We start from the raw sequence: 19,318 nt of genomic DNA on the forward strand, positions 1-19,318 counted from the left end.
TGACCGGCGGCGCGGGGCGCCGCCGGTCAGCCGGGGAGGGAGTGACGAACGGGGACGGCGGGGCCCCCGGGGCGGGAGTGCTACTGCGTCACGTACTCCGTGAAGTAGATGTCCATGACCATCTCGGTGCCCGCCTCGTGGTCGGTGTAGGCCTCGATGATCTGGTGCCGCAGCGACTCCTTGAGCGCCTCGCGGTTGCCCGTCACGTCGGCCGGCTGGGCCTGCGAGTAGGTGGAGATCACCAGGTCCAGGGCCTGGGAGCCGTCGACCGCGGCGCCGCCGTGGCCGCCGCCGGCGGCGTCCTCGGTGAGCTGCAGCGCGATGCCGATCTTCAGGTAGCCGCCGCCGGCGAGGTTGACGGCCACGGACTCCAGCGGGAGCACCTCGCCGGCGACGGGCTCGGCCGCCTCGGCGCTGCCGGCGAAGAGGAAGAAGTAGGCGCCGGCGCCGAGCGCCACCAGGGCCACCCCGACGATCAGCAGCAGCTTCTTCTTGCCGCCCTTGCCGCCCTCCTCCTCGGGCGCCTCGGCGTCGGCCGTCTTCTTCTTGCTCACGGGTGCCCTCCTTCGGGCGCGGTGGTGCTGGTCGAGGTGCCGGACGAGCTGCCGGCCGGGGTGGGAGCGCCCGCCGCGTCGAGGCCTGGCAGGAGCTCGTTGGCCTCGGCGGAGGCCGTGGAGAGGACGACGATGTCCACGCGGCGGTTCAGGGTGATCGCGCCGGGGTCGGACTCCGGCACCATCGGGCGGGTCGCGGAGTAGCCGGTCGCCGCCATGCGGCCCTCGGGCACCCCGTCACCGGCCAGGTAGCGGACGACGGTCGACGCGCGGGCGCCCGACAGCTCCCAGTTCGACGGCCACGGGCCGCCCGGCGTCACCGGCAGGTGGTTGGCGTGGCCCTCGACGTCCAGCTGGTTGGGCAGCGCGGCCAGCGCCGGCGCGATCGCGTCGAGGATCGACCGGCCCTGCGGCAGCAGGGTGGCGCTCTCGGCGTCGAACAGCACCGGGTCGGAGACGATGTGCACGACCAGGCCGCGTTCGTCGATCTCGTAGCGGGCGGCGCCGGCGTACCCGGCGGCCGACAGGGCCGCGTCGATCTGGTCGCGCACCCCGTCGAGCGAGGCGTACTGCGCCTGGGCCTCGGCGGCCAGCCGCTGCGCCTCCTGGGCGGCGGCCTGCGCGGCGGCGGCGTCGACGGACTCCTGCGCCGCCGGGGCGGGCGGGATCTGCACGTCGACGGCGGCGTCGAGGGCGGGGAGCACGGAGGCGTCGGAGCTGGTGCCCGGGCCGGTGATGGCCTGGATCGGCGCGCCGAAGGCCTCCGACAGGCCCGAAGCCAGGGCCGCGAACTTCTCCTTGTCGACCTGGCTCATCGCGAAGAGGACGACGAAGAGGACGAGCAGCAGCGTCATCATGTCCGCGTAGGACACCAGCCACCGCTCGTGGTTCTCGTGCTCCTCCTCCTCGTGCTTCTTGCCGCGGCGGCGGCCGCCGCCGCCGCTCATGCGGCCTCCTTGGCGACCTCACTGGGCGGGATGAGGGAGTTCAGCTTGAGCCGGACGGCGCGCGGGCTGGTGCCGGCCTGGATCTCGGCGATGCCCTCGACGAGCAGCTCCATCTGCGCGGCCTGCAGCTCGCTGACCCGGAGGATCTTCGCGCCCATGGGGAGGAACCAGAAGTTGGCCGCCATGACGCCCCACAGGGTGGCGACGAACGCCGAGGCGATCATCGGGCCGAGCAGCTCGGGGTTGCTCAGGTTCCCCATGACGTTCATCAGGCCGACGATGCAGCCGACGATGCCGATGGTCGGCGCGTAGCCACCCATCGCGTTCATGAACTTGGCCGCGACCTTGTCCTCGGCCTTCTTGGCCGAGATCTCGGCCTCGAGGACGGCGCGCAGCTGCTCGGGGTCGGTGCCGTCGATGCCCATCTGCAGGCCGCGCTTCAGGAAGGGGTCCTCGATCTGCTTGACCTGGGCCTCCAGCGCGAGCAGGCCCTCCTTGCGGGCCTTCTCGGCGAGGCCGACGAGCGTCTGGATCTGGTCGCTGGCCGGCGGCACCTTGGCCGGGAGGACGGCCATCTTGAACCAGCCGGGCATCTTCTTCAGGTCGTTCATCGTCTGGCTGGTCATCGCGGCGCCGAAGGTCGCGACGATCACCAGGACGATGGCCGGCAGGAAGATCAGGGTCATCGGGTCCGACCCCTCCATGACCATGAAGACCAGGAGGGCGACCAGCGAGACGACGATGCCGATCAGGGATGCGGGGTCCACGGGTCAGCGCTCCTCGCGGGCCGGGAAGGGGACGACCGAGCCGTGGCTGTCGCCGTCGGTCTCGGTGCGGGTCGCGCGGTAGGTGCCCCGGTCCATCTCGTAGGCGGTGGCGAGGATGCTCGCGCGGTACTCGCGGATCTCGGTCAGCACCTCGTCGACGCTCTCGCGGACGACGTACTTGGTGCCGTCGACGAGGAAGACGACGGTGTCGGGGTGGCCCTCGACCCGCTCGATGAGATCGGGGTTGAGGGCGAACTGCTCCCCGTTCAGGCGCGTCACTCGGATCACGGGTCGGACCTCTTGCTCGATCGGAGGGTGGAGCAGCCGCTGCGGGATCTCGCGGTGCTTGATGTATCGGCCCAGGCCAGGAGCCTCTTGAGCCGAACGGGGTGGCGCCGTCCCACCCGGAGGGGTGAGGTGGGGCGACACGGCACGGCCCGGCCCCCCCGCGGGGGAGCCGGGCCGTGTGCGGCCTCCCTCGCGGCGGAGGGAGGCCCGTCATCAGCGCTTCATGTTGACGAGGTCCTGGAGGACCTCGTCGGAGCTGGTGATGACGCGGCTGTTCGCCTGGAAGCCGCGCTGGGCGACGATCAGGCCGGTGAACTCCTCGGCGAGGTCGACGTTCGACATCTCCAGCGCGCCGGCGAGCAGGGAGCCCCGCCCGCCGGTGCCGGGGGCGCCGATCAGCGCGAGGCCGGAGTTGTTGCCCGGGCGGAAGGTGCTGCTGCCGGCCTTCTCCAGGCCGCCGGGGTTGGCGAAGGTGGCCAGCGCCAGGCGGCCGATGGTCTGGCTCTCGCCGTTGGAGTAGACGCCGGTGACCGTGCCGTCGTTGCCGAGGCTGAAGGTCTCGAGCACGCCCGCGCCGTAGCCGTTCTGGCCGGTCGCGGCGGCGGTGGTGGGGCTGCCGTACTGGGTGAGGCCGGCGACGTCGATCGTCACCGGGCCGGTCCAGCCGGCCGGGAGGGCGGTCAACGTGAACGACCCGGTCGCCGGGCCGGTGAGGTTGCCGCTGCTGTCGAAGGTCAGCGCCACCGGGGCGGTGAGCATGCTGACCGGCGGCGCGGTGGTGGCCGGCGGCACGGGGGTGCCCGGGCGGGTCACGTCCGCCGTCCAGCCGGTCGCCGTCCGGGTGAAGACGTAGGAGACCGGGATCTCCTTGCCCAGGTCGTCGTACATGGTCACCTGGGTCTCGACCTGGGCGCCGGTCGCCGCCGAGGCGGAGAGGTTGCCGGCCACGGTGCCGCCGACCTCGCCGGCGCCACCGGTCATCTTGGGGGCGATGCCGCGGCCGAAGGGGATGGTGAGGTTCCCGATGGCGCCGTTCTGGTCGATGGTGCCGTCGGCGTCGGCCGTCCAGCCCTGCAGGATCGCGCCGCTGTCGGTGATGATGTTGCCGGCCAGGTCGAAGCCGAAGGAGCCCGAGCGGGTGAACAGCTGCTCGGTGCCCGACCGCACCACGAAGAAGCCGTCGCCCTCGATCATGAAGTCGGTCGCGCGGCCGGTGGTCTGGGTGGCGCCCTGGGCCCAGTTGGTGCTGATGCCGGCGACCTTGACGCCGAGACCGACCTGCGCGGGGTTGCTGCCGCCGTTGCCGTCGACCGGCGCGCCGCCGGCCCGCAGCGTCTGGGACAGCGCGGCCTCGAAGACGGCCGACTGGCTCTTGTAGCCGACGGTGTTGACGTTGGCGATGTTGTTGCCGGTGACGTCGAGCTTGGTCTGGTGGGCCTTCAGGCCGGAGATGGCCGAGAACATGGAGCGGAGCACGGGGGGTCCCTTCGGGGGGTGGGGTGGGGGACTGCGGGAGGGGCTCAGGACGCCGGGATCGAGACCTCGGTCAGGCGGGTGAAGGGCACCTCGCGCCCGCCGACGACGGCGACCGGCTCGTCGTCGCCGAAGCGGACGGAGCTGACGACGCCGCTCTTCGTGGCGCCGTTCTCGTCGGTCCAGCTGACGGCGTGGCCGACCAGGGCGCCGGCCGACAGCGACCGCTGCAGGGTGAGCAGCGAGGCGTTCTGCGTGGCCAGCTCCTCGAGCTTCTCGACCTGGCTGAACGTCGCCGTCTGGGACATGAACTCGGTGGTGCTGGCCGGGTTGTTCGGGTCCTGGTAGCGCATCTGGGCGACCAGGAGCTGCAGGAACATGTCCTTGCCCATCTGGTCGGGCCGGTCCGCCGACGTCTGCGGGACGACGGTGGGCACGGTGTACGCGCCGCTCACGGGCGTGGTCATCGGTGGTCCTCTCTCAGACCCGGACGTCGAGTCCGGACGACGCGGGGTGGACGACGGGTGCCGGGCGGCCGCCGTCGGCGTCGGCGCCGCGCAGCCACGGGCGGGCGCGGTCCTCGCCCTCGCGGGCGGCGCGCTGCCGCTGGCCCTCCTGCTGCTGGTGCTGGGACGCCGTCCACGGGTCGCTGCCGTCGCGGTCCACGTCGAGCTTCGAGCAGGTCAGCCCGGAGGCCTCGAGGTCACGGCGCAGGTCGGGCAGGGCGTCGAGCAGCGCGGCGCGGCCGGCCTCGGAGGCGTGCCGCAGCGTGAGGTCGACCGTGCCGTGGTGCACGGTCACCCGGACCTCCACGGTGCCCAGCGACTCGGGCTTGAGCACCATCGTCATGGTGTGCGTGCCGTCGGGCCCGGCGGCCAGCTGCGCCACCACGGGGGCGACCTGGGGCGCGACGGGGACCGGCGGCGCGGGGGTGGCGGCGGCGGTCGCGCCCGCCGGGGCGGTGCCGGTCGCGCCCGGCACCGCCGGCGCGGCCGCCGGGGTCAGCGGGGGAGCGGGCCGGTCGCCGCCGGCGTGCGGGTCGGCCGCGGCCTGCTCCCGGCCGGGGACCGCGGCGGGCACGGGCTGCTCGGCGGTCGCCGCGGCACCTGCCGGGGCGTCGGCCGGGGCCGGGGCGGGCTCGGCCGACGCGGCGGCGGAGGCCGTCGCGGGGGCCGGGACGACGACGACCCCGGCGGGGAGCGCGGCCGCGGGGTCGCCGGCCGGCGGTCCGCCGGGGACGGGGGACGCGGCGGCTGCGGCCCCCGCGGTCGGCGCGGTGGGAGTGGCGGGCGCCGGGAGCGGCGCCGCGGGCTGCGGTGCCGCGGCGTGCGCGGGCGGTGCGGCGGTCTCGGCGGTCGCGGCGCCGGCGCCGGCGGGGGCCGGCGCGGCCACGGCGGCGTCCGCGGGCAGCGCGCCGGCGACGGCCGGCACGCCGGCGGCCGCGGCGTTCGGCGCGCCGGGCAGCGCGGGGGCCGCCGGGTCGGCCGGCGCCGCGGGCGCCCCGACGGCCAGCGCGAACGCCCAGGCCGCCGGGTCGAGGACCTGCGGACCGGCCGGGGTCTGCGCGGCGGCCGGCTCGGCGGGACCGCCCTCGGCCGGTGCGGCCGCGGGCGTCTCGTCGTCGGCGGCCGGGGCCTGCGTCCCGGGCTCGGGCGTGCCGGCGTCGCCGCCGAGGGCGTCGTCGAGCGCCGACGCGAAGCCCGGCGAGGGGCGGGCCGCCGCCGCGGGGGCGGGTGCGGCCGGCGCGGCGGCCGGCAGGACGGCGAGGGCAGGGCTGGTCATGAGTACGCCTCCGCGGCGCTGAGGACCTTGGACACGTAGGACCGGGTCTCCCCGTACGGCGGGATGCCGCCGTAGCGGGTCACGGTGCCGGGCCCGGCGTTGTAGGCGGCCAGGGCCAGGCTGGTCGAGCCGAACTGGTCGGTGAGCTGGCGCAGGTAGCGGGCGGCGCCGTCGATGGCCGACGCCGGGTCGCGCGCGTCGACGCCGAGGCCGCGGGCGGTGGCCGGCATGAACTGCATGAGGCCGGTGGCGCCGGCCGAGGAGACCGCCGAGGAGTCGAAGTTCGACTCCGTCCGCGCCACCGCCGCCAGCAGCGCGGGCTCCACGCCGTGCCGGGCGCCGGCCGAGGCGAACAGGTCGGCGTACGGGACGCCGGCCAGGCCGCCGCCCGGCGACGCGGCCGCGGCGGTCGCCGGCGACTCGGCGGGCAGCACCCGGCGGATCAGCGTCGGGTTGCCGACGTCCTGGACCTTGACGACCTCGCCGGCCTGCGGCGCGGCGATCATCTTGCCGTCGCCGATGTAGATGCCGACGTGGTCGATGCCGGCCCGCGAGGACGAGTGGTCGAAGAAGACGAGGTCGCCGGGGCGGGCCTCGGCGAGACCGGCGACCGGGGTGCCGGCGGTGGCCTGCTGGGACGACGTCCGCGGCAGGTCGATGCCGAGGTTGCCGTAGACCAGCTGCACGAGCCCGGAGCAGTCCAGCCCCGAGGCGGGGTCGGTGCCGCCCCAGGCGTAGGGGACGCCGAGGTACCTGCTGGCCTCGGCGACGACCCGGGAACCGGCGGTGCCGTCCCCGGCGCCGGGCGCGGTGCTCGACCCGGTCGCCGAGGTGCCGGTCAGCCCGGCCGCCGCGGCGGCGCTCGACCAGGCGGCGGAGGTCGACGAGGCGCGGTTGGCCGACAGCAGCAGGATCCGGTTCTGGATCTCGGCGATCCGGCCCTGGACGGCGGTCAGCCCCTCCACGTCCCCTCCTCTCCTCGCTCGGCCGGTGCCGACCCGGTGCGGGTGGACCACCGGCCGGTCACCAGGTCGTCCACGGCCCGGGTCTCGGCGGCGTCCTCGGCGGAACGCAGGGCCAGCTCGTGCCGGTCCCGCAGCTTCTCCAGCGCCTTGGTCTCCTGCGCGGCGGCGGTCCACCGGGCGCGCAGGAGCTCCGCGTGCTCGGCCGAGGCCTGCGCCGTCGACCGTGCAGCCGATACATCGGCAGCCGCGGCCCGCGATGCGACCATCGCGGCGAGGAACGTCTGCCGCGAGTGCGTGCCGGTGACCGCGCGGGCGTGCAGCGCGGCGGCCAGCTCCTCGGCGCGGCGCCCGGCGGCGCGGGCGGCGCCGTCGGCCTCGGCGTGGGCCAGCTGCGCGGCCCGCTGCGACGCCTCGCGCACCCGCAGCACCGGCGCCAGCCGGAAGGCCTGCCGCTTGCCCATCAGGAGGCGCCCGTCACGACGTCACGATGCGGTGCAGCCGGTCCCACGCCTCGGCGGTGCCGGTGGAGTTGTCCATCGACTGGCGGAGGAAGGCGTCCAGCGCCGGGGACAGGGCCCGGGCCCGGTCGACCAGCGGGTCGCTGCCGGGCTGGTAGGCGCCGATCTCGATCAGCTCCCGGACGTCGCGGAGCGCGCCGAGCAGGCGGCGGGCCTCGCGGGCGTCGGCCATCTGCGCGGCGGGGACGACCGCCCCGGCGACGCGGGAGATCGACTCCAGGACGTCGATCGCCGGGAAGTGGCCCGTGGTGGCCAGCTTGCGGGTCAGCACGACGTGCCCGTCGAGGATGGAGCGGGCGGTGTCGGCGATCGGCTCGTTGTGGTCGTCGCCCTCCACCAGGACGGTGTAGAGGCCGGTGATCGACCCGGTCGCGCCGGTGCCGGCCTTCTCCAGCAGCTTGGGCATCATCGCGAAGACGCTCGGCGGGTAGCCGCGGGTCGCCGGCGGCTCGCCCGCGGACAGGCCGACCTCGCGCTGGGCCATCGCCGTCCGGGTGATGGAGTCCATGAGCAGCAGCACGTCGCGGCCCTGGTCGCGGAAGCCCTCGGCGATGCGGGTGGCCACGAACGCGGCCTTGAGGCGGACGAGCGGCGGCTCGTCGGAGGTGGCGACGACGACGACGGTGCGCGCCAGCCCCTCCTCCCCGAGGTTCTCCTCGAGGAACTCCTTGACCTCGCGGCCGCGCTCGCCGATCAGGGCGATCACCCGCACGTCGGCCGCGGTGCCGCGGGTGATCTGGGCGAGCAGCGTGGACTTGCCCACGCCGGAGCCGGCGAAGATGCCCAGCCGCTGCCCCTTGCCGATGGGGACGAGCGTGTCCAGGGCGCGCACGCCGACGGGCAGCGGCTCGGCGACGCGGCGGCGGGCCAGCGCGTGCGGGGTCTCGCTGGCCAGGTCCACCCAGGAGACGCCGCCGCCGAGGGAGGGCCCGCCGTCGATGGGCCGGCCCAGGCCGTCGAGCACCCGGCCGAGCAGGGCGGGGCCGACCGGCACCTGCAGCGGCATGCCGGTGCCGCGCACCGGGGCGCCGGACTGCACGCCGGACAGCTCGCCCAGCGGCATGCAGGTGAGCCGGTCGCGGGCGACGGCGACCACCTCGGCCAGCAGCCCCCGCGGGCCCGGGTTCACCTCGACCAGGTCGCCGACGGCCGCCGAGACGCCCTCGACGCTGAGGGTCAGCCCCATGGCCCCGACGACGGAGCCGGTCAGCTCCGGGCCGGCGACCGCGCGGGCGCGCTCGAGGACGGCGCCGAGCATCACGAGCGCAGCACCGTCCGGACGCGGGCCAGCGCGCTGCCCAGCTGGGCGTCCACCCGCTGCACGCCGCACTCGGCGATGGCGCCGGCGCGCTCGACGGCGAGGTCGCCGACCACGGTGACGGTCGCGGGGAGGGCGGCCAGCGCCTCGGCGGGCACCTCGGCGAGGTCGTCGGGGTGCAGCCGGACGACGCTGGGCGCGTCGGCGGGCAGCAGCGTCATCGCGCGCCGCAGGGCGTCGACCCCGGCGGTGTCGACGCCGGCCAGCTCGCGCCCGAGCAGGTCCTCGACCAGCACCAGGACGGCGTCCAGCACCGAGTCGCGCAGCTCCTCGGCGGTGGGGACGGCGGCGGCCTCCAGCTGGGCGGCCGCGGCGCCCAGGGCGGCGGTGGCGGACACCAGCCGGCGCTCCCACCGGGCGCGCGACTCGGCGAGCCGCGCCTGCGCGGCCTGCTCGGCCTCGGCCAGCGCGCCTGCCGCGGCGGCGACGCCCTCGGCGTGGCCGGCGGCGTAGCCCTCCCGGTGGGCGTGCTCGCGCAGCCGGGCCAGCTCCTCGGCGTAGACGTCGCCCAGCCGCAGCACGCCGCGGCCGTTGGGCACCGGCAGGTCGGCGGCGCGGCGCACGGTGGTGCGCCGCTCGACGACCTCCGGCACCGGCGCCGGCTCCGCGACCGGGGCCGCCTCCGGCCGCGGCGCGGGCACCCGGGGCTGCACCGGCGGCGCGAGCGGCACGCCGGCGGCCTGCCGGTAGGGCGTCGCGGCGCGGGCCGAGGCACCCCTCAGCAGGACCGAGCCGCCCCCGTCCTCACGCGACGCCCACGGGCGTGACTCCGCGCCGCGCTCCGCTCCTCGCTCGTTCCTCGCTGCGATGCTCACGCGGCTGTCGTCACGCGACGAACTCATCGTCCCCACCGCGGCTGATCGTCAGCACACCCTGCTCCTCGAGGGTGCGGATGATGCCGACGACCTTGGCCTGGGCCTCCTCGACCGTGCGGGTGCGGACCGGTCCGAGCAGCTCGATCTCCTCGGCGAGGTTCTCGGCGGCGCGCTCGGAGAGGTTCCGGACCACCTTGTCGCGCACGTCGGGCCGCACGCCCTTGAGCGCGGTGGCCAGGTCGTTGGCCTCGACCTCCCGCAGCACCAGCTGCATGGAGCGGTCGTCGATGGTGACGATGTCCTCGAAGACGAACATCTGCGCGCGGACCTGCTCGGCCAGCTCCGGGTCGGTGCTGTCCAGCCACTCGAGGATCGAGCGCTCGGTCGGCCGCGGGGAGCGGTTGATGATCTCGACCAGGGTCTCGACGCCGCCCACGGTGGACATGTCCTGGTGGGCCAGCAGCGAGCCCATCCGCCGGCCCAGCTCCTCCTCGACCAGCCGCACCATCTCCGGGGTGGTGCGGTCCATCGTGGCGATCCGGTGCGCGACCTCGGCCTGCTGGTCCGGCGCGAACGCCGACAGGACCTCGGCGGACTGCGCCGGCGTCATGTGCGCCAGCACCAGCGCGATGACCTGCGGGTGCTCGTCCTTGAGGAAGGTGACCAGCTGCCGGACGTCGACGTTGCGCAGCGAGGCGAACGGCACCTCGGTGTAGACGACGTTGAGCCGGGCGAGGATGCCCTCGGCCTTGTCCTCGCCCAGGCCCGCGGCGAGGATCTCGCGCGCGAAGTCGACGCCGCCGCGGCCGATGTAGCGCTGGGCGGCCATCATCTCGTGGAACTCGCTGAGGACGCCGTCCACGTCGTCGGGCTCGACCGTGTTGAGCTTCATCAGCTCCCGGGTCAGCGCCTCGACCTCCCGCGGGCGCAGCTTGCCCAGCAGGACGCCGGCCTCCTCCTTCGTCATCTGCGCGAGGAAGACGGCGGCCTTGCGCAGCCCGGGCATCTCCGGGCGCCTGGGCGCGGGGGGCAGCGCGGGCAGGTTCGTCGGCGCGGCGCCGACCAGCTGCTCGACACTCGCGATGGTCACGGACGTCGCTCCTCGGTACGGGTGATCACTTGGTGCCGCTCTCGCTCAGCCAGCCGCGGAGCATCTGGGCCACCTCGTCGGGGCGCTCGCTGACCATGGTCGAGATCTCGCCGCGGACCCGGGCCCGCTCGGCGGCCTCCAGCTCCAGGGCGCGGGTGTCGGTGGCCCGCTCCAGCAGCACCGTCTCGTCGCGGGTGCTGGCCACCCGCAGGCGCTCGAGCTCGGCCATGACGTCGTCGTCGTACTCGAGCTCGTCCTCGCCGTCGTCCCCGCGGCGGCGGCTGCGCAGCCACACGATCAGGACGAGCAGCGCGATCCCGCCGGCGATGGCGCCGGTCTTGATCAGCGACCACATCTGGGCCTGCTTCTCGTCCTCGCGGGCCTGCGCCATCGCCGCCGCGGCCTCGTCGGCCGCCGTCGTGTCGAAGGCGAGGGAGGCGACGGAGATGTCGTCGCCGCGGGCCGGGTCCAGGCCGACGGCGTTGCCGACCAGGTCCTGCACCTGCGCCTGGTTGAGGTTCCCCGCGACGGTGTCGTCGAGGACGACCGCGACCGTCAGCCGCTGGATGGCACCGGGCGCGACCTCGGTGTTGGTCACCGTGGTGTTGACGGAGTTGTTCGCCGTGTTGGAGTCGGTGCGGTAGGTCGAGTCGCCGCCGCCGGTGCCGGCGTCCGCGGCGTTCTCGGGGCCGAGGACGCCGCCGACGGACGCGCCGCTTCCGGTGTACTCCTCGCTGGTGTTCTGCTCCGAGACCGGCGGCGCGCCGCTGTCCGCGTACGTCGTGGAGTTCGCCTGGGTGCGGTTCATGTCGACGTCGGCGCGCACCGACACGCGGGCGTGGCCCGGGCCGAGCACGGTGTCGAGGATCTCCTGGGCGTTGGCGGCCAGCCGCGACTCGTAGTCCGTCTCCACCTGCGAGCGGGCGTCGCCCGACGCCGCCGTCACGCCCTGGCCGGCGGCCGAGAGCAGCTGGCCGGAGGTGTCGCTGACCGTCACCTGCTCCGGCGACATCCCCTCGATGCTGGAGGAGACCAGGTTGGTGACCGACTGGATCTGCTCGCCCGACAGCTGGGTGCCGGGCGCGAGGTCCAGCAGCACCGACGCGGTGGGGTCGGCCTCGTCGGTGGCGAACACCTCGTCCTCGGGCAGCGCCACGTGCACCACCGCCTGCCGGACGCCCTCGAGCGACTCGAGGGTGTTGGCCAGCTCGCCCTCGATGGCGCGCTGGTAGGTCTTCTGCTGCTGGAACTCGCTGGTGGTGATGCCCTGCTCGTCCAGCAGCGCGTAACCGGTGTCGGAGCCGGCGGGCAGTCCCTTGCCGCTCATCGCCAGGCGCAGGTCGTACACCTGGTCCTGCGGCACGAGGATGGTCTGGCCGCCGTCGGCCAGCTCGTAGGAGGTGCCGGAGGCGTTGAGCTCGTCGACGATCGCCGAGGCGTCGGTCGAGGCGAGGTTGCTGAACAGCGGCGACATCGTCGGCGTCGTGATCCAGCTGTAGAAGAAGAACCCGCCGAGCCCCAGCCCGACGACGAGCAGGCCGATGACGACCTTCTGCCCGAGGCTGATCGTCTCGAGCGCGGAGCGCAGCCGCCCCAGGGGGCCGGCGAGGGCAGCGGGCATCAGACGGGCATCCTCATGATCTCAGTGAAGGCCTCGACCGCCTTGTTCTTGAGCGTCACGAACATCTCGGTGGTGAGCGCCGCCTCCTGGGCCGCGATCATGTAGTCGTGCACGTCCTTGAGGTCGCCCGTGGCGGCCTGGACGGCGAGGGAGTCGGCGGTCGACTGCGCGCCCTGCACGTCCTCGATCGCGCCGGTCAGCACGTCGGCGAAGCCGTTCTCCGTGGCGGGGACGGCCGGCGGCTCGGAGACCGCGGCCGTCTGCCCGATGCCGGGGACGGTGGGGAACGACGGGATGGAGATGCCGCCGATGGGGGAGGTCATGCGCGCTCCTCGCTGGCGCTCGTCGGGCACATGCCCTGAGGTGCTCTGTCCTTGCGTGTCCTCGCGAGCTCGGACACCGATCAGCTCTTCCCGAGGTTGAGGGCGGCCCGGTAGGCGTCCGTCGCCCGCTCGATGGAGGCGAGGTTGGCCTGGTAGCCGCGCTGCGCCATGATCAACTGGGTCATCTGCTCGCTGAGGTCGATGTCCGGGTAGCGGACGTAGCCGTCGGCGTCGGCCAGCGGGTGGGTCGGCTCGTAGACCAGCCGGCCCTCGCCGTCGCCGAACTCGGCGCCGGCGACGCGGACCCCGCCCTCGCCGCTGCCGTAGTCCACGGCCTGGGCGACGACGAAGCGCTCCTTGAACGCCTCGCCGTCGGTCGAGCTGACGGTGTTGATGTTCGCGATGTTGTCCGAGACGGCGTCCAGCCACTTGCGGTGCGCGTAGAGGCCGGTCCCGGAGATGTTCAGGGCGTCGAACACGTCACTGCGTCCTCAGGGAGGAGCGCAGCAGTCCGTACTTGCCGTCGAGGGCGTTGAGCGCCAGCTGGTAGCGCAGCCCCGTCTCGGTGGCGGTCACGGTCTCGGTGTCGAGGTGGACGTTGTTGCCGTTGGTGTTGGTCGGCTGCAGGGACCGGGCGATCGACCCGCCGGTGATGCTCGGCGTCTTCCCGCGCGACAGCTCGCTCTTGAGGGTCGACTCGAAGTCGGTCACGCCGGCCAGGTAGCCGGGCGTGTTGATGTTGGCGATGTTGTCGTTGGTGACGCGCTGCCGCTGGGAGAGCCCCGACAGGGCCGCGTGCAGCGTCGTCATGGTGACGTCGCTGATCATCGGACGGCGCACCGGGCGGAGCGCAGGCGGACAGGACGGCAGGACACGACGGGCCTCCGGGTACGCAGAAGACACTCGCGAGCGAGTGGGGGGCCGCCGATCCGTGGCGAGAGTGGTGCTGTCCGTGCAGGGAGGACATCGGCAGTCCGGCCGGGGCGGTTGACCGTCGTCCGCCACTCGGGTGACGGGCGGGACCGGCGGGCCGGGCGGGACCCGCGGGGGAGCGGGTGCCGCTGTGACGCCCGGTGCGCCCCTCCCGCCCCCGCCGTCCCCCGAGGCATGGGAAGCGATACGCACGTCCTGGCGTCGGAGAGGGGCGCAGAGCCGCCCATGCCGCGAGAACCAGGGCCGGAACGGCGACGACCGGGCCCGCCGTGGTGGCGGACCCGGTCGTCGGGGGAGTGCGGGAGGGGCGGCTACAGCGCCCGGTCGACGTAGGCGGCGACGGGGCGGGTGCGGGAGTAGGCCATGCGGGCGGCGAGGTCGCGCTGCTGGCGGGACTGCAGGATCCGCTCGGCGAGCTCCTCGGCGACGGCGAGCTGGTGCTGCAGCAGCCGGGCGGCGCGCTCGCGCAGGTCCATCGGCAGCTGGCCGAGGTGCTGGGGCGGGGTCCAGTCGGCGGTGCGCCGGCCCCAGGCGGCGATCTCCTCGACCCGGTTGCCCTGCAGCGACTGCTGGGCGGCGAGGACCTCGCCCTCCATCTCCTCGAGGACGGTGGCCCACTCGGCCGACGAGCCGTCGCCGGCCCGGCCCGCGGTCACGACGTGCTCGCGGCCAGGCTGGCGGCGGCCTGCCGCCAGGCGTCGCGCAGCGGCTCGACCACGCGCCGGCAGTCGCCGACGCGCCGCAGGTCGCCCTTGGTGTTGGCCTGCATCAGCTCGCCGAGCAGCCACGTGTAGAGCGACGCCAGGCGCGGGCCGCCCTCCCAGACGTCGACCTGCAGGCTGGCGCGCAGCTCGAAGACGATGTCCTGGGCGTGCTTGAGCTGCTCGTTGGCCGCCGCGCGGTCCCCGTCGGTGAGGGCGGTGGCGGCGCGCTCGAGGTCGAGGGCCAGCCGGTCGTACAGCATGACCAGCAGCTGCTGCGGGGACGCGGTGGAGACCGAGTCGCCCAGGTAGCGGGCGCGCAGGGCGGCGGTAGTCATGGGACCTCCAGGTTCGGGGGAGCGTTCGGGGGTCAGGACTTCGACGACAGGGAGCCGAGCTGCGAGGCGAGCCAGGACGACTGGTTCTGCAGCGTGCCGAGCGCGGTCTCCATCGCGGTGAACTGCTTGGTGAGCGCGGCGCGGCGCAGCTCGAGCCGGCGGTCCCACTCGTCGATCCGGTCCTGCAGGGCGGTCGCGGCGTCGTCCTGCGACTTGGCGCGGACGACGAGGGAACCGGTCACGGAGTCGCCGGCCTCCTTGACCACGGCGAGCAGCCGCTGGGCGACGCCGGGCACGGCGGGCGTGACGCCCGCCGCCGTGCCGTGGACCAGCCGCTGGGTGAGCGCGGGGTCGGCGGCCAGCGCCTTCGTGAACACGGCCTTGTCGAACGTCAGCGTCCCGGTCCGGGTCAGCTGGATGCCGGCCTGGGCGGCCGACGCGGTGCCGCCGATCGCGGAGGACACGGCCTCGAGCACCTTGCCGGCCAGGGCGCGCAGCGTGCTGTCGCCCTTGAGGACGGCGGTGCTGCCGGTGCTCGTGTCGGTGCTCGTCCTGATCGAGGTCAGCACGTCGTTGGCGGCGTTGACCAGGGTCTGGACGGCGGTCGCGACGGCGTCCGGGTCGCTGACGACGTCCACGGTGACCGGGTCGGTGGACGCCTTGCTGACGGTGACGCTGACGCCGGGGAGCAGGTCGGCGAACGTGTTGCCGGTGGAGGTGGCGGAGAAGCTGTAGGCGCCGCTGCCCTTGACGGTGACCTTGGCGTCGGTGCCCTCGGAGACCACGCCGACGGTCAGGCCGGTCACGTCGAAGGCGCCGTCGGCCCCGGCGGCCGTGGCCGACAGCTGCAGCCGGCTGCCGCCGGTGCTGCCGACGGCGCCGGCGGTGATGCCCGCGCCCGCGGCGTTGATCGCCGAGATGGCGTCGGTGAGCGAGGAGCCGGCGGCGATCGTCACCGTCTTGGCGGCGGTGTCGCCGTCCCGGTCGCTGAGGGTCAGCGTCAGGTCGGCGGCCGGCGGCGTCCAGGCGGCGGTGCCGACGACGGTGTGCCGGGCGGCGAGGGAGTCGACGGTGAACGTCGTCGACCCGGGGATGGCGGTCGAGCTCGCCGTGACGGCGACCGCGGTCGAGCTGCTCGTGGCCTTCGCCGCGCCCCAGGTCGCGGCCCGGGACAGCGCCTCGGCGGCCGTGCGCAGCGCGTCGAACTTGGTGTTGACGGCGCGGTAGGCGTTCGCGTCGGCCTTCGTGTCGACGAGCTTGTTCTTCAGCAATGTCTGCGAGTTCGCCTCGATCGACATCAGCGAGTCGATCAGATCGGCGGTCTGCATGCCCGAGATGAGACCGGTGCTGACACTGACCACGACGAGGCCTCCGGGGGACGGGTGCTACCGGGCGGAGCGCCGGAGAGGGGGGTGGCCGATGGCCACCCCCCTCACCGGGTGGAACTGGTGGTGCCGATCAGGTCAGCGCAGGAGCTGCAGGATGTTCTGCGACGCCTGGTTGGCCTGCGCCAGCATCGCGGTACCGGCCTGGCTGAGGATCTGGGTCCGGGAGAAGTTGGTCATCTCCTGGGCCATGTCCGTGTCCCGGATGCGGGACTCGGCAGCCGTCAGGTTCTCGATGGTGACGTTGAGGTTGTTGATGGTGTGCTCGAAGCGGTTCTGCAGCGCACCGAGGTTCGCCCGAGCGGTCGACGTCGTGGTGATGACCGACTGCACCGCGTTGCTGCCGCCGGAGGCCGACAGGCTGCTGACGTTGGTGCTGGCGCTCAGCGAGACGTCGATCTTGTCCGTCGAGACGTAGCCGACCTGGAAGGTCGCGGACGACGAGTTGCCGAACAGGGCGACACCGTTGAACTTGGTGTTGTCCTGGATCCGGCCGATCTCGGTCTTGAGGGCCTCGAACTCCTGGGAGATCGCGGCCTTCGACTCGGTGTTCTGCGTGCCGTTGTTGTACTGCACGGCCAGGTCGTTCATCCGCTGCAGCATCGAGGTGACCTCGGTGAGGGCACCTTCCGCCGTCTGGACGACCGAGATGCCGTCCTGCGCGTTGCGGGCGGCGACCTTGAGGCCACCGATCTGCGAGCGCAGGCCCTCGGAGATGGCCAGGCCGGCCGCGTCGTCGGCGGCGCGGTTGATGCGGAAACCGCTGGACAGCTTCTCCAGCGACTTGCCCATCTGGGTGTCGGTGACCGACAGGTTGCGGTACGCGTTGAACGCCGCGATGTTGGTGTTGACGCTCAGACCCATGGTGATCCTCCTTGGACGGGGCCTTCCTGATCCCGCTGGCATCCGTGCTGGCGGGCTGTTGCAGGGGAGACTTCGGCCGGGCCGGGCGGCACCTTGACCCGAACGGCGGGACTTTTTCGCCGGTGTCACCCGGGCGGGCCGGTCCGGCCGGCGCGGGGCTGCTGGGACGCCCGTGACGAGTGGGGGCCGCCGGCCGCCGGGTGCGGCGTGTCCGCCGGTCAGGACCGCGGGCGGGCGCCGAGGGTGGCCGGTACAGCGGGGGAGTCCGTCGCGAGCACGCGCCGACCGCCCCCGGTCTCCACTGCCCGGAGCGCACCCTGCCCCGCCCGCGCCGCCGGCCGGGGGCGTCGACGCGCCCGGGCCGAGTGCAGTGAGGACGCACGCCCATGAAGGTCCTGTTGAGCCACACCCTCTTCCTCGGCTCCCTCTACCACCGCATGCACGCGCCGGCGCAGGCCGTGCGGGAGGCGTTCCCCGACCTCGAGGTCGAGGTCGTGCGGGGGCTGACGACGACGATGGTCCAGCGCCCCGGCGACGAGGAGCTGAGCGTCGGCAGCGTCGACGCCCGCGGCGCCGACGTGGTGGTCGTGCAGCTGCCCAAGACCGAGGCGATGCTGCAGTGCCTGCGGCTGCTGCAGGCCCAGGGGATCGCCGTCGTCGTCGAGATGGACGACCTGCTCTCCGCCGTCCCGTTCGGGCACGGCGGGCACACCGCCCTGGTGCGCAGCGGCGCGGCCGACATCGCCCGGCAGTGCGCCGCCGAGGCCGACTTCCTCACCGTGTCGACGCCGGCGCTGCTGCAGGAGTACGGCCGTCACGGCCGCGGCATGGTCGTGCCCAACGCCGTCCCGCGGCACCTCGCCGAGCTGCCGCCGGCCTACGAGCGCGACCCCGAGGTGCTCACCGTCGGCTGGACCGGGGCGGCGAGCGCGCACCCCTACGACCTGCAGACCATGGAGTCCGGGCTGCAGCAGGCGCTCGACCGCACCCGCGGCCGCAGCCGGTTCACGATCTTCGGCCAGGCCGACGAGGCCAAGAAGCTGCTCGGCCTCGCCGAGGAGCCCGGCCGGATCGACTTCGTCCAGGACGTCGAGGGCTACCTCACCGCCGTCGGGGAGCACTTCGACATCGGCATCGCGCCGCTGCGGATCGACCGGTTCAACACCAGCAAGAGCTGGCTGAAGGTGCTCGAGTACGCCGCCCGCGGGGTCTACGCCGTCCGCGCGCCCAGCGCCGAGTACGACCGGCTGGGCCTGGGCCGCCGGGCCAGGCGCCCCCGCGACTGGGCGCAGCTGCTCACCCGCGCGCTGACCGACGCCGACCACCGCCGGGAGGCGGCCGCCCGCGACCGCGAGCAGGTGCTCGCCGGCCACCTCACCGAGCACACCGCGCCGATGTGGGTCGACGCCTGGCGCCGGGCCCGCGACCACCGCTCGCGCGCCGACCGCATCGGCGCCTGACCCACCCCGACCCCGCCGGGGCCACCTCGGCGGGGCCGGGCGGCGGCTGCTCCGACGACGACGGCCCGGACCCCTCTGGGGGTCCGGGCCGTCGTCGTGCGTGCGGTCAGGCCGGGCGGGCGCCGGCGCGCTGGGCCACGTCGGCCCAGGGGTTGCGCTGCCGGGGCAGCGGGGGAGGCGCGTTGCGCCCCGCCACCCGGTCGACGTAGGTCCGCTGCTGGTTGCGGGCGCGGACGCCGCCGTCGGCCGGCACCGCCCGCCCCTCCCAGACCTCGCTCATGGCGGCGTGCAGCAGGGTGAGCGCGCGGGCGCGCATCTGCGAGACCCGGGAGAGGGTGACGCCCAGGTCGGTGGCGATCTCCGTCAGCGACTCCCCGCCGAAGAAGTTGCGCTCGATGACCTCGTCGAGGCGGTCGGGCAGCTCGCGGATCGCCTGCTGCAGGTAGCGGCCCCGCTCGACGCGCAGCACCGCGCGCTCGGGGGACTCGCCGGGGTCGGGCAGGTCCAGCCCGCCGCCGCCCTCGGAGCCGGCCTCGGCGTCGATGCTGACCATGACCGCGCGGTGCACGTCGACCTGCAGCGCGTCGAGGTCGCCCTGCCGCATCCCGAGGCTCTCGGCGAGCTCCTCGCGGGTCGGCGGGCGGCCGAGGCTGATGGTCAGCGCGTCGGCGGCGGCGTCGGTCCGCCGGGCCGCGGCCCGCACCGACCGGCTGGCCCAGTCCCCCGAGCGCAGCTCGTCGAGCACGGCGCCCTGCAGCCGCGGCAGCGCGTAGGTGGCGAAGGTGGCGCCGGCCGCCGGGTCGAACCGCCGCGCCACCTCGACGAGGGCCACCTTGGCGCAGGACAGCAGGTCCTCGCGGCTGACGTGGGCCGGCAGCGAGATGCGGGAGGCGACCGCGTTCACCGCGAAGGAGCACAGCGGGAGGTGTTCGGTCACCAGCGCGTCGACGGCACCCGGCGACCGGGGGAGTGGGCCGGGAGGACGCTCGGTCACCGGGGATCGGGCTGCTCGCACGCCCTCCTCCTCGGCAGGCCGCGAGCCCGTCTGCACCGTCGCCCGGTCGCGAACATCTGACAACGTCCGCCCCTCGGCTTGAGGGTTCCTCGCCGGGTGCCGATGGCTGGTCTGCGAGACGGGGACCGGCACCGAGGGACCCGGCGGACGAGGGAGGCGGT

22 protein-coding genes are annotated in these 19,318 nt (G+C 74.5%); 1 reads left to right on the plus strand and 21 read right to left on the minus strand.

All coding sequences use genetic code 11. From position 1 onward, the window contains the following. Nucleotides 1-80: 80 nt before the first annotated feature. The 20 genes from ACI79F_RS15490 to ACI79F_RS15585 all read right to left on the minus strand — a co-directional run bounded on the left by ACI79F_RS15490 (nt 81) and on the right by ACI79F_RS15585 (nt 16,682). Nucleotides 81-554, minus strand: coding sequence for a flagellar basal body-associated FliL family protein (locus tag ACI79F_RS15490; RefSeq protein WP_456545428.1), 474 nt, complete (start codon nt 552-554; stop codon nt 81-83). Then, nucleotides 551-1,501, minus strand: a complete 951-nt coding sequence (locus ACI79F_RS15495) for a flagellar motor protein MotB (RefSeq protein ID WP_456545429.1) — start codon at nt 1,499-1,501, stop codon at nt 551-553. The genes ACI79F_RS15490 and ACI79F_RS15495 overlap by 4 nt, the downstream gene beginning before the upstream one ends. Continuing rightward, nucleotides 1,498-2,268 (minus strand): motility protein A, encoded by a 771-nt coding sequence (locus tag ACI79F_RS15500; protein WP_456545430.1) that lies wholly within the window; start codon nt 2,266-2,268, stop codon nt 1,498-1,500. The genes ACI79F_RS15495 and ACI79F_RS15500 overlap by 4 nt, the downstream gene beginning before the upstream one ends. A 3-nt stretch (nt 2,269-2,271) precedes the next feature. Next, nucleotides 2,272-2,556 (minus strand): flagellar FlbD family protein, encoded by a 285-nt coding sequence (locus ACI79F_RS15505; protein WP_456545431.1) that lies wholly within the window; start codon nt 2,554-2,556, stop codon nt 2,272-2,274. 213 nt (nt 2,557-2,769) lie between these two features. Further along, on the minus strand, nt 2,770-4,032 hold the full coding sequence (locus ACI79F_RS15510; RefSeq protein ID WP_456545432.1) for a flagellar hook protein FlgE: 1,263 nt from the start codon (nt 4,030-4,032) through the stop codon (nt 2,770-2,772). 44 nt (nt 4,033-4,076) lie between these two features. Further along, nucleotides 4,077-4,496 (minus strand): flagellar hook capping FlgD N-terminal domain-containing protein, encoded by a 420-nt coding sequence (locus ACI79F_RS15515; protein ID WP_456545433.1) that lies wholly within the window; start codon nt 4,494-4,496, stop codon nt 4,077-4,079. 13 nt (nt 4,497-4,509) lie between these two features. Then, a complete protein-coding gene (locus ACI79F_RS15520) occupies nt 4,510-5,811 on the minus strand; it encodes a flagellar hook-length control protein FliK (protein WP_456545434.1) in 1,302 nt (433 codons plus the stop codon). Next, a complete protein-coding gene (locus ACI79F_RS15525) occupies nt 5,808-6,776 on the minus strand; it encodes a transglycosylase SLT domain-containing protein (protein ID WP_456545435.1) in 969 nt (322 codons plus the stop codon). Before ACI79F_RS15525 ends, ACI79F_RS15520 begins: the two co-directional genes overlap by 4 nt. Then, on the minus strand, nt 6,764-7,237 hold the full coding sequence (locus tag ACI79F_RS15530) for a flagellar export protein FliJ (RefSeq protein WP_456545436.1): 474 nt from the start codon (nt 7,235-7,237) through the stop codon (nt 6,764-6,766). Before ACI79F_RS15530 ends, ACI79F_RS15525 begins: the two co-directional genes overlap by 13 nt. Nucleotides 7,238-7,250: 13 nt before the next feature. After that, complete coding sequence (locus tag ACI79F_RS15535) at nt 7,251-8,552, minus strand: FliI/YscN family ATPase (RefSeq protein ID WP_456545550.1); 1,302 nt, start codon at nt 8,550-8,552, stop codon at nt 7,251-7,253. Continuing rightward, nucleotides 8,552-9,427: a FliH/SctL family protein gene (locus ACI79F_RS15540; protein ID WP_456545437.1), complete on the minus strand. Its 876-nt coding sequence runs from the start codon at nt 9,425-9,427 to the stop codon at nt 8,552-8,554. The genes ACI79F_RS15535 and ACI79F_RS15540 overlap by 1 nt, the downstream gene beginning before the upstream one ends. Before the next feature lie 10 nt (nt 9,428-9,437). After that, nucleotides 9,438-10,517, minus strand: coding sequence for a flagellar motor switch protein FliG (gene fliG / locus ACI79F_RS15545; protein ID WP_456545438.1), 1,080 nt, complete (start codon nt 10,515-10,517; stop codon nt 9,438-9,440). Between the two features lie 25 nt (nt 10,518-10,542). Further along, nucleotides 10,543-12,138 (minus strand): flagellar basal-body MS-ring/collar protein FliF, encoded by a 1,596-nt coding sequence (fliF, locus tag ACI79F_RS15550; RefSeq protein ID WP_456545439.1) that lies wholly within the window; start codon nt 12,136-12,138, stop codon nt 10,543-10,545. After that, a complete protein-coding gene (gene fliE, locus ACI79F_RS15555) occupies nt 12,138-12,461 on the minus strand; it encodes a flagellar hook-basal body complex protein FliE (RefSeq protein WP_456545440.1) in 324 nt (107 codons plus the stop codon). Before fliE ends, fliF begins: the two co-directional genes overlap by 1 nt. A gap of 80 nt (nt 12,462-12,541) precedes the next feature. Then, nucleotides 12,542-12,940, minus strand: coding sequence for a flagellar basal body rod protein FlgC (flgC, locus tag ACI79F_RS15560; protein ID WP_456545441.1), 399 nt, complete (start codon nt 12,938-12,940; stop codon nt 12,542-12,544). A 1-nt stretch (nt 12,941) separates the two neighbouring features. Next, a complete protein-coding gene (gene flgB, locus ACI79F_RS15565) occupies nt 12,942-13,301 on the minus strand; it encodes a flagellar basal body rod protein FlgB (RefSeq protein ID WP_456545442.1) in 360 nt (119 codons plus the stop codon). 404 nt (nt 13,302-13,705) lie between these two features. After that, complete coding sequence (locus ACI79F_RS15570) at nt 13,706-14,050, minus strand: hypothetical protein (RefSeq protein ID WP_456545443.1); 345 nt, start codon at nt 14,048-14,050, stop codon at nt 13,706-13,708. Next, nucleotides 14,047-14,433 carry a flagellar export chaperone FliS gene (fliS, locus tag ACI79F_RS15575; RefSeq protein WP_456545444.1) on the minus strand — a complete coding sequence of 129 codons (387 nt, stop codon included), beginning with the start codon at nt 14,431-14,433 and terminating at the stop codon, nt 14,047-14,049. The genes ACI79F_RS15570 and fliS overlap by 4 nt, the downstream gene beginning before the upstream one ends. 32 nt (nt 14,434-14,465) lie before the next feature. Next, the gene (gene fliD, locus ACI79F_RS15580) at nt 14,466-15,761 is read right to left on the minus strand and encodes a flagellar filament capping protein FliD (RefSeq protein ID WP_456545445.1); all 1,296 of its coding nucleotides are present in this window, start codon (nt 15,759-15,761) and stop codon (nt 14,466-14,468) included. 135 nt (nt 15,762-15,896) lie between these two features. Next, the gene (locus tag ACI79F_RS15585; RefSeq protein ID WP_456545446.1) at nt 15,897-16,682 is read right to left on the minus strand and encodes a flagellin N-terminal helical domain-containing protein; all 786 of its coding nucleotides are present in this window, start codon (nt 16,680-16,682) and stop codon (nt 15,897-15,899) included. A gap of 386 nt (nt 16,683-17,068) precedes the next feature. Between ACI79F_RS15585 and ACI79F_RS15590 the strand changes: the two genes are divergently transcribed. Next, a complete protein-coding gene (locus ACI79F_RS15590) occupies nt 17,069-18,142 on the plus strand; it encodes a glycosyltransferase family protein (RefSeq protein ID WP_456545447.1) in 1,074 nt (357 codons plus the stop codon). Between the two features lie 106 nt (nt 18,143-18,248). Here the strand turns inward: ACI79F_RS15590 and ACI79F_RS15595 are convergent, their stop codons facing one another. Next, a complete protein-coding gene (locus tag ACI79F_RS15595; protein ID WP_456545448.1) occupies nt 18,249-19,193 on the minus strand; it encodes a sigma-70 family RNA polymerase sigma factor in 945 nt (314 codons plus the stop codon). Nucleotides 19,194-19,318: the final 125 nt, after the last annotated feature.

The organism is Blastococcus sp. SYSU D00868, from assembly GCF_054050575.1.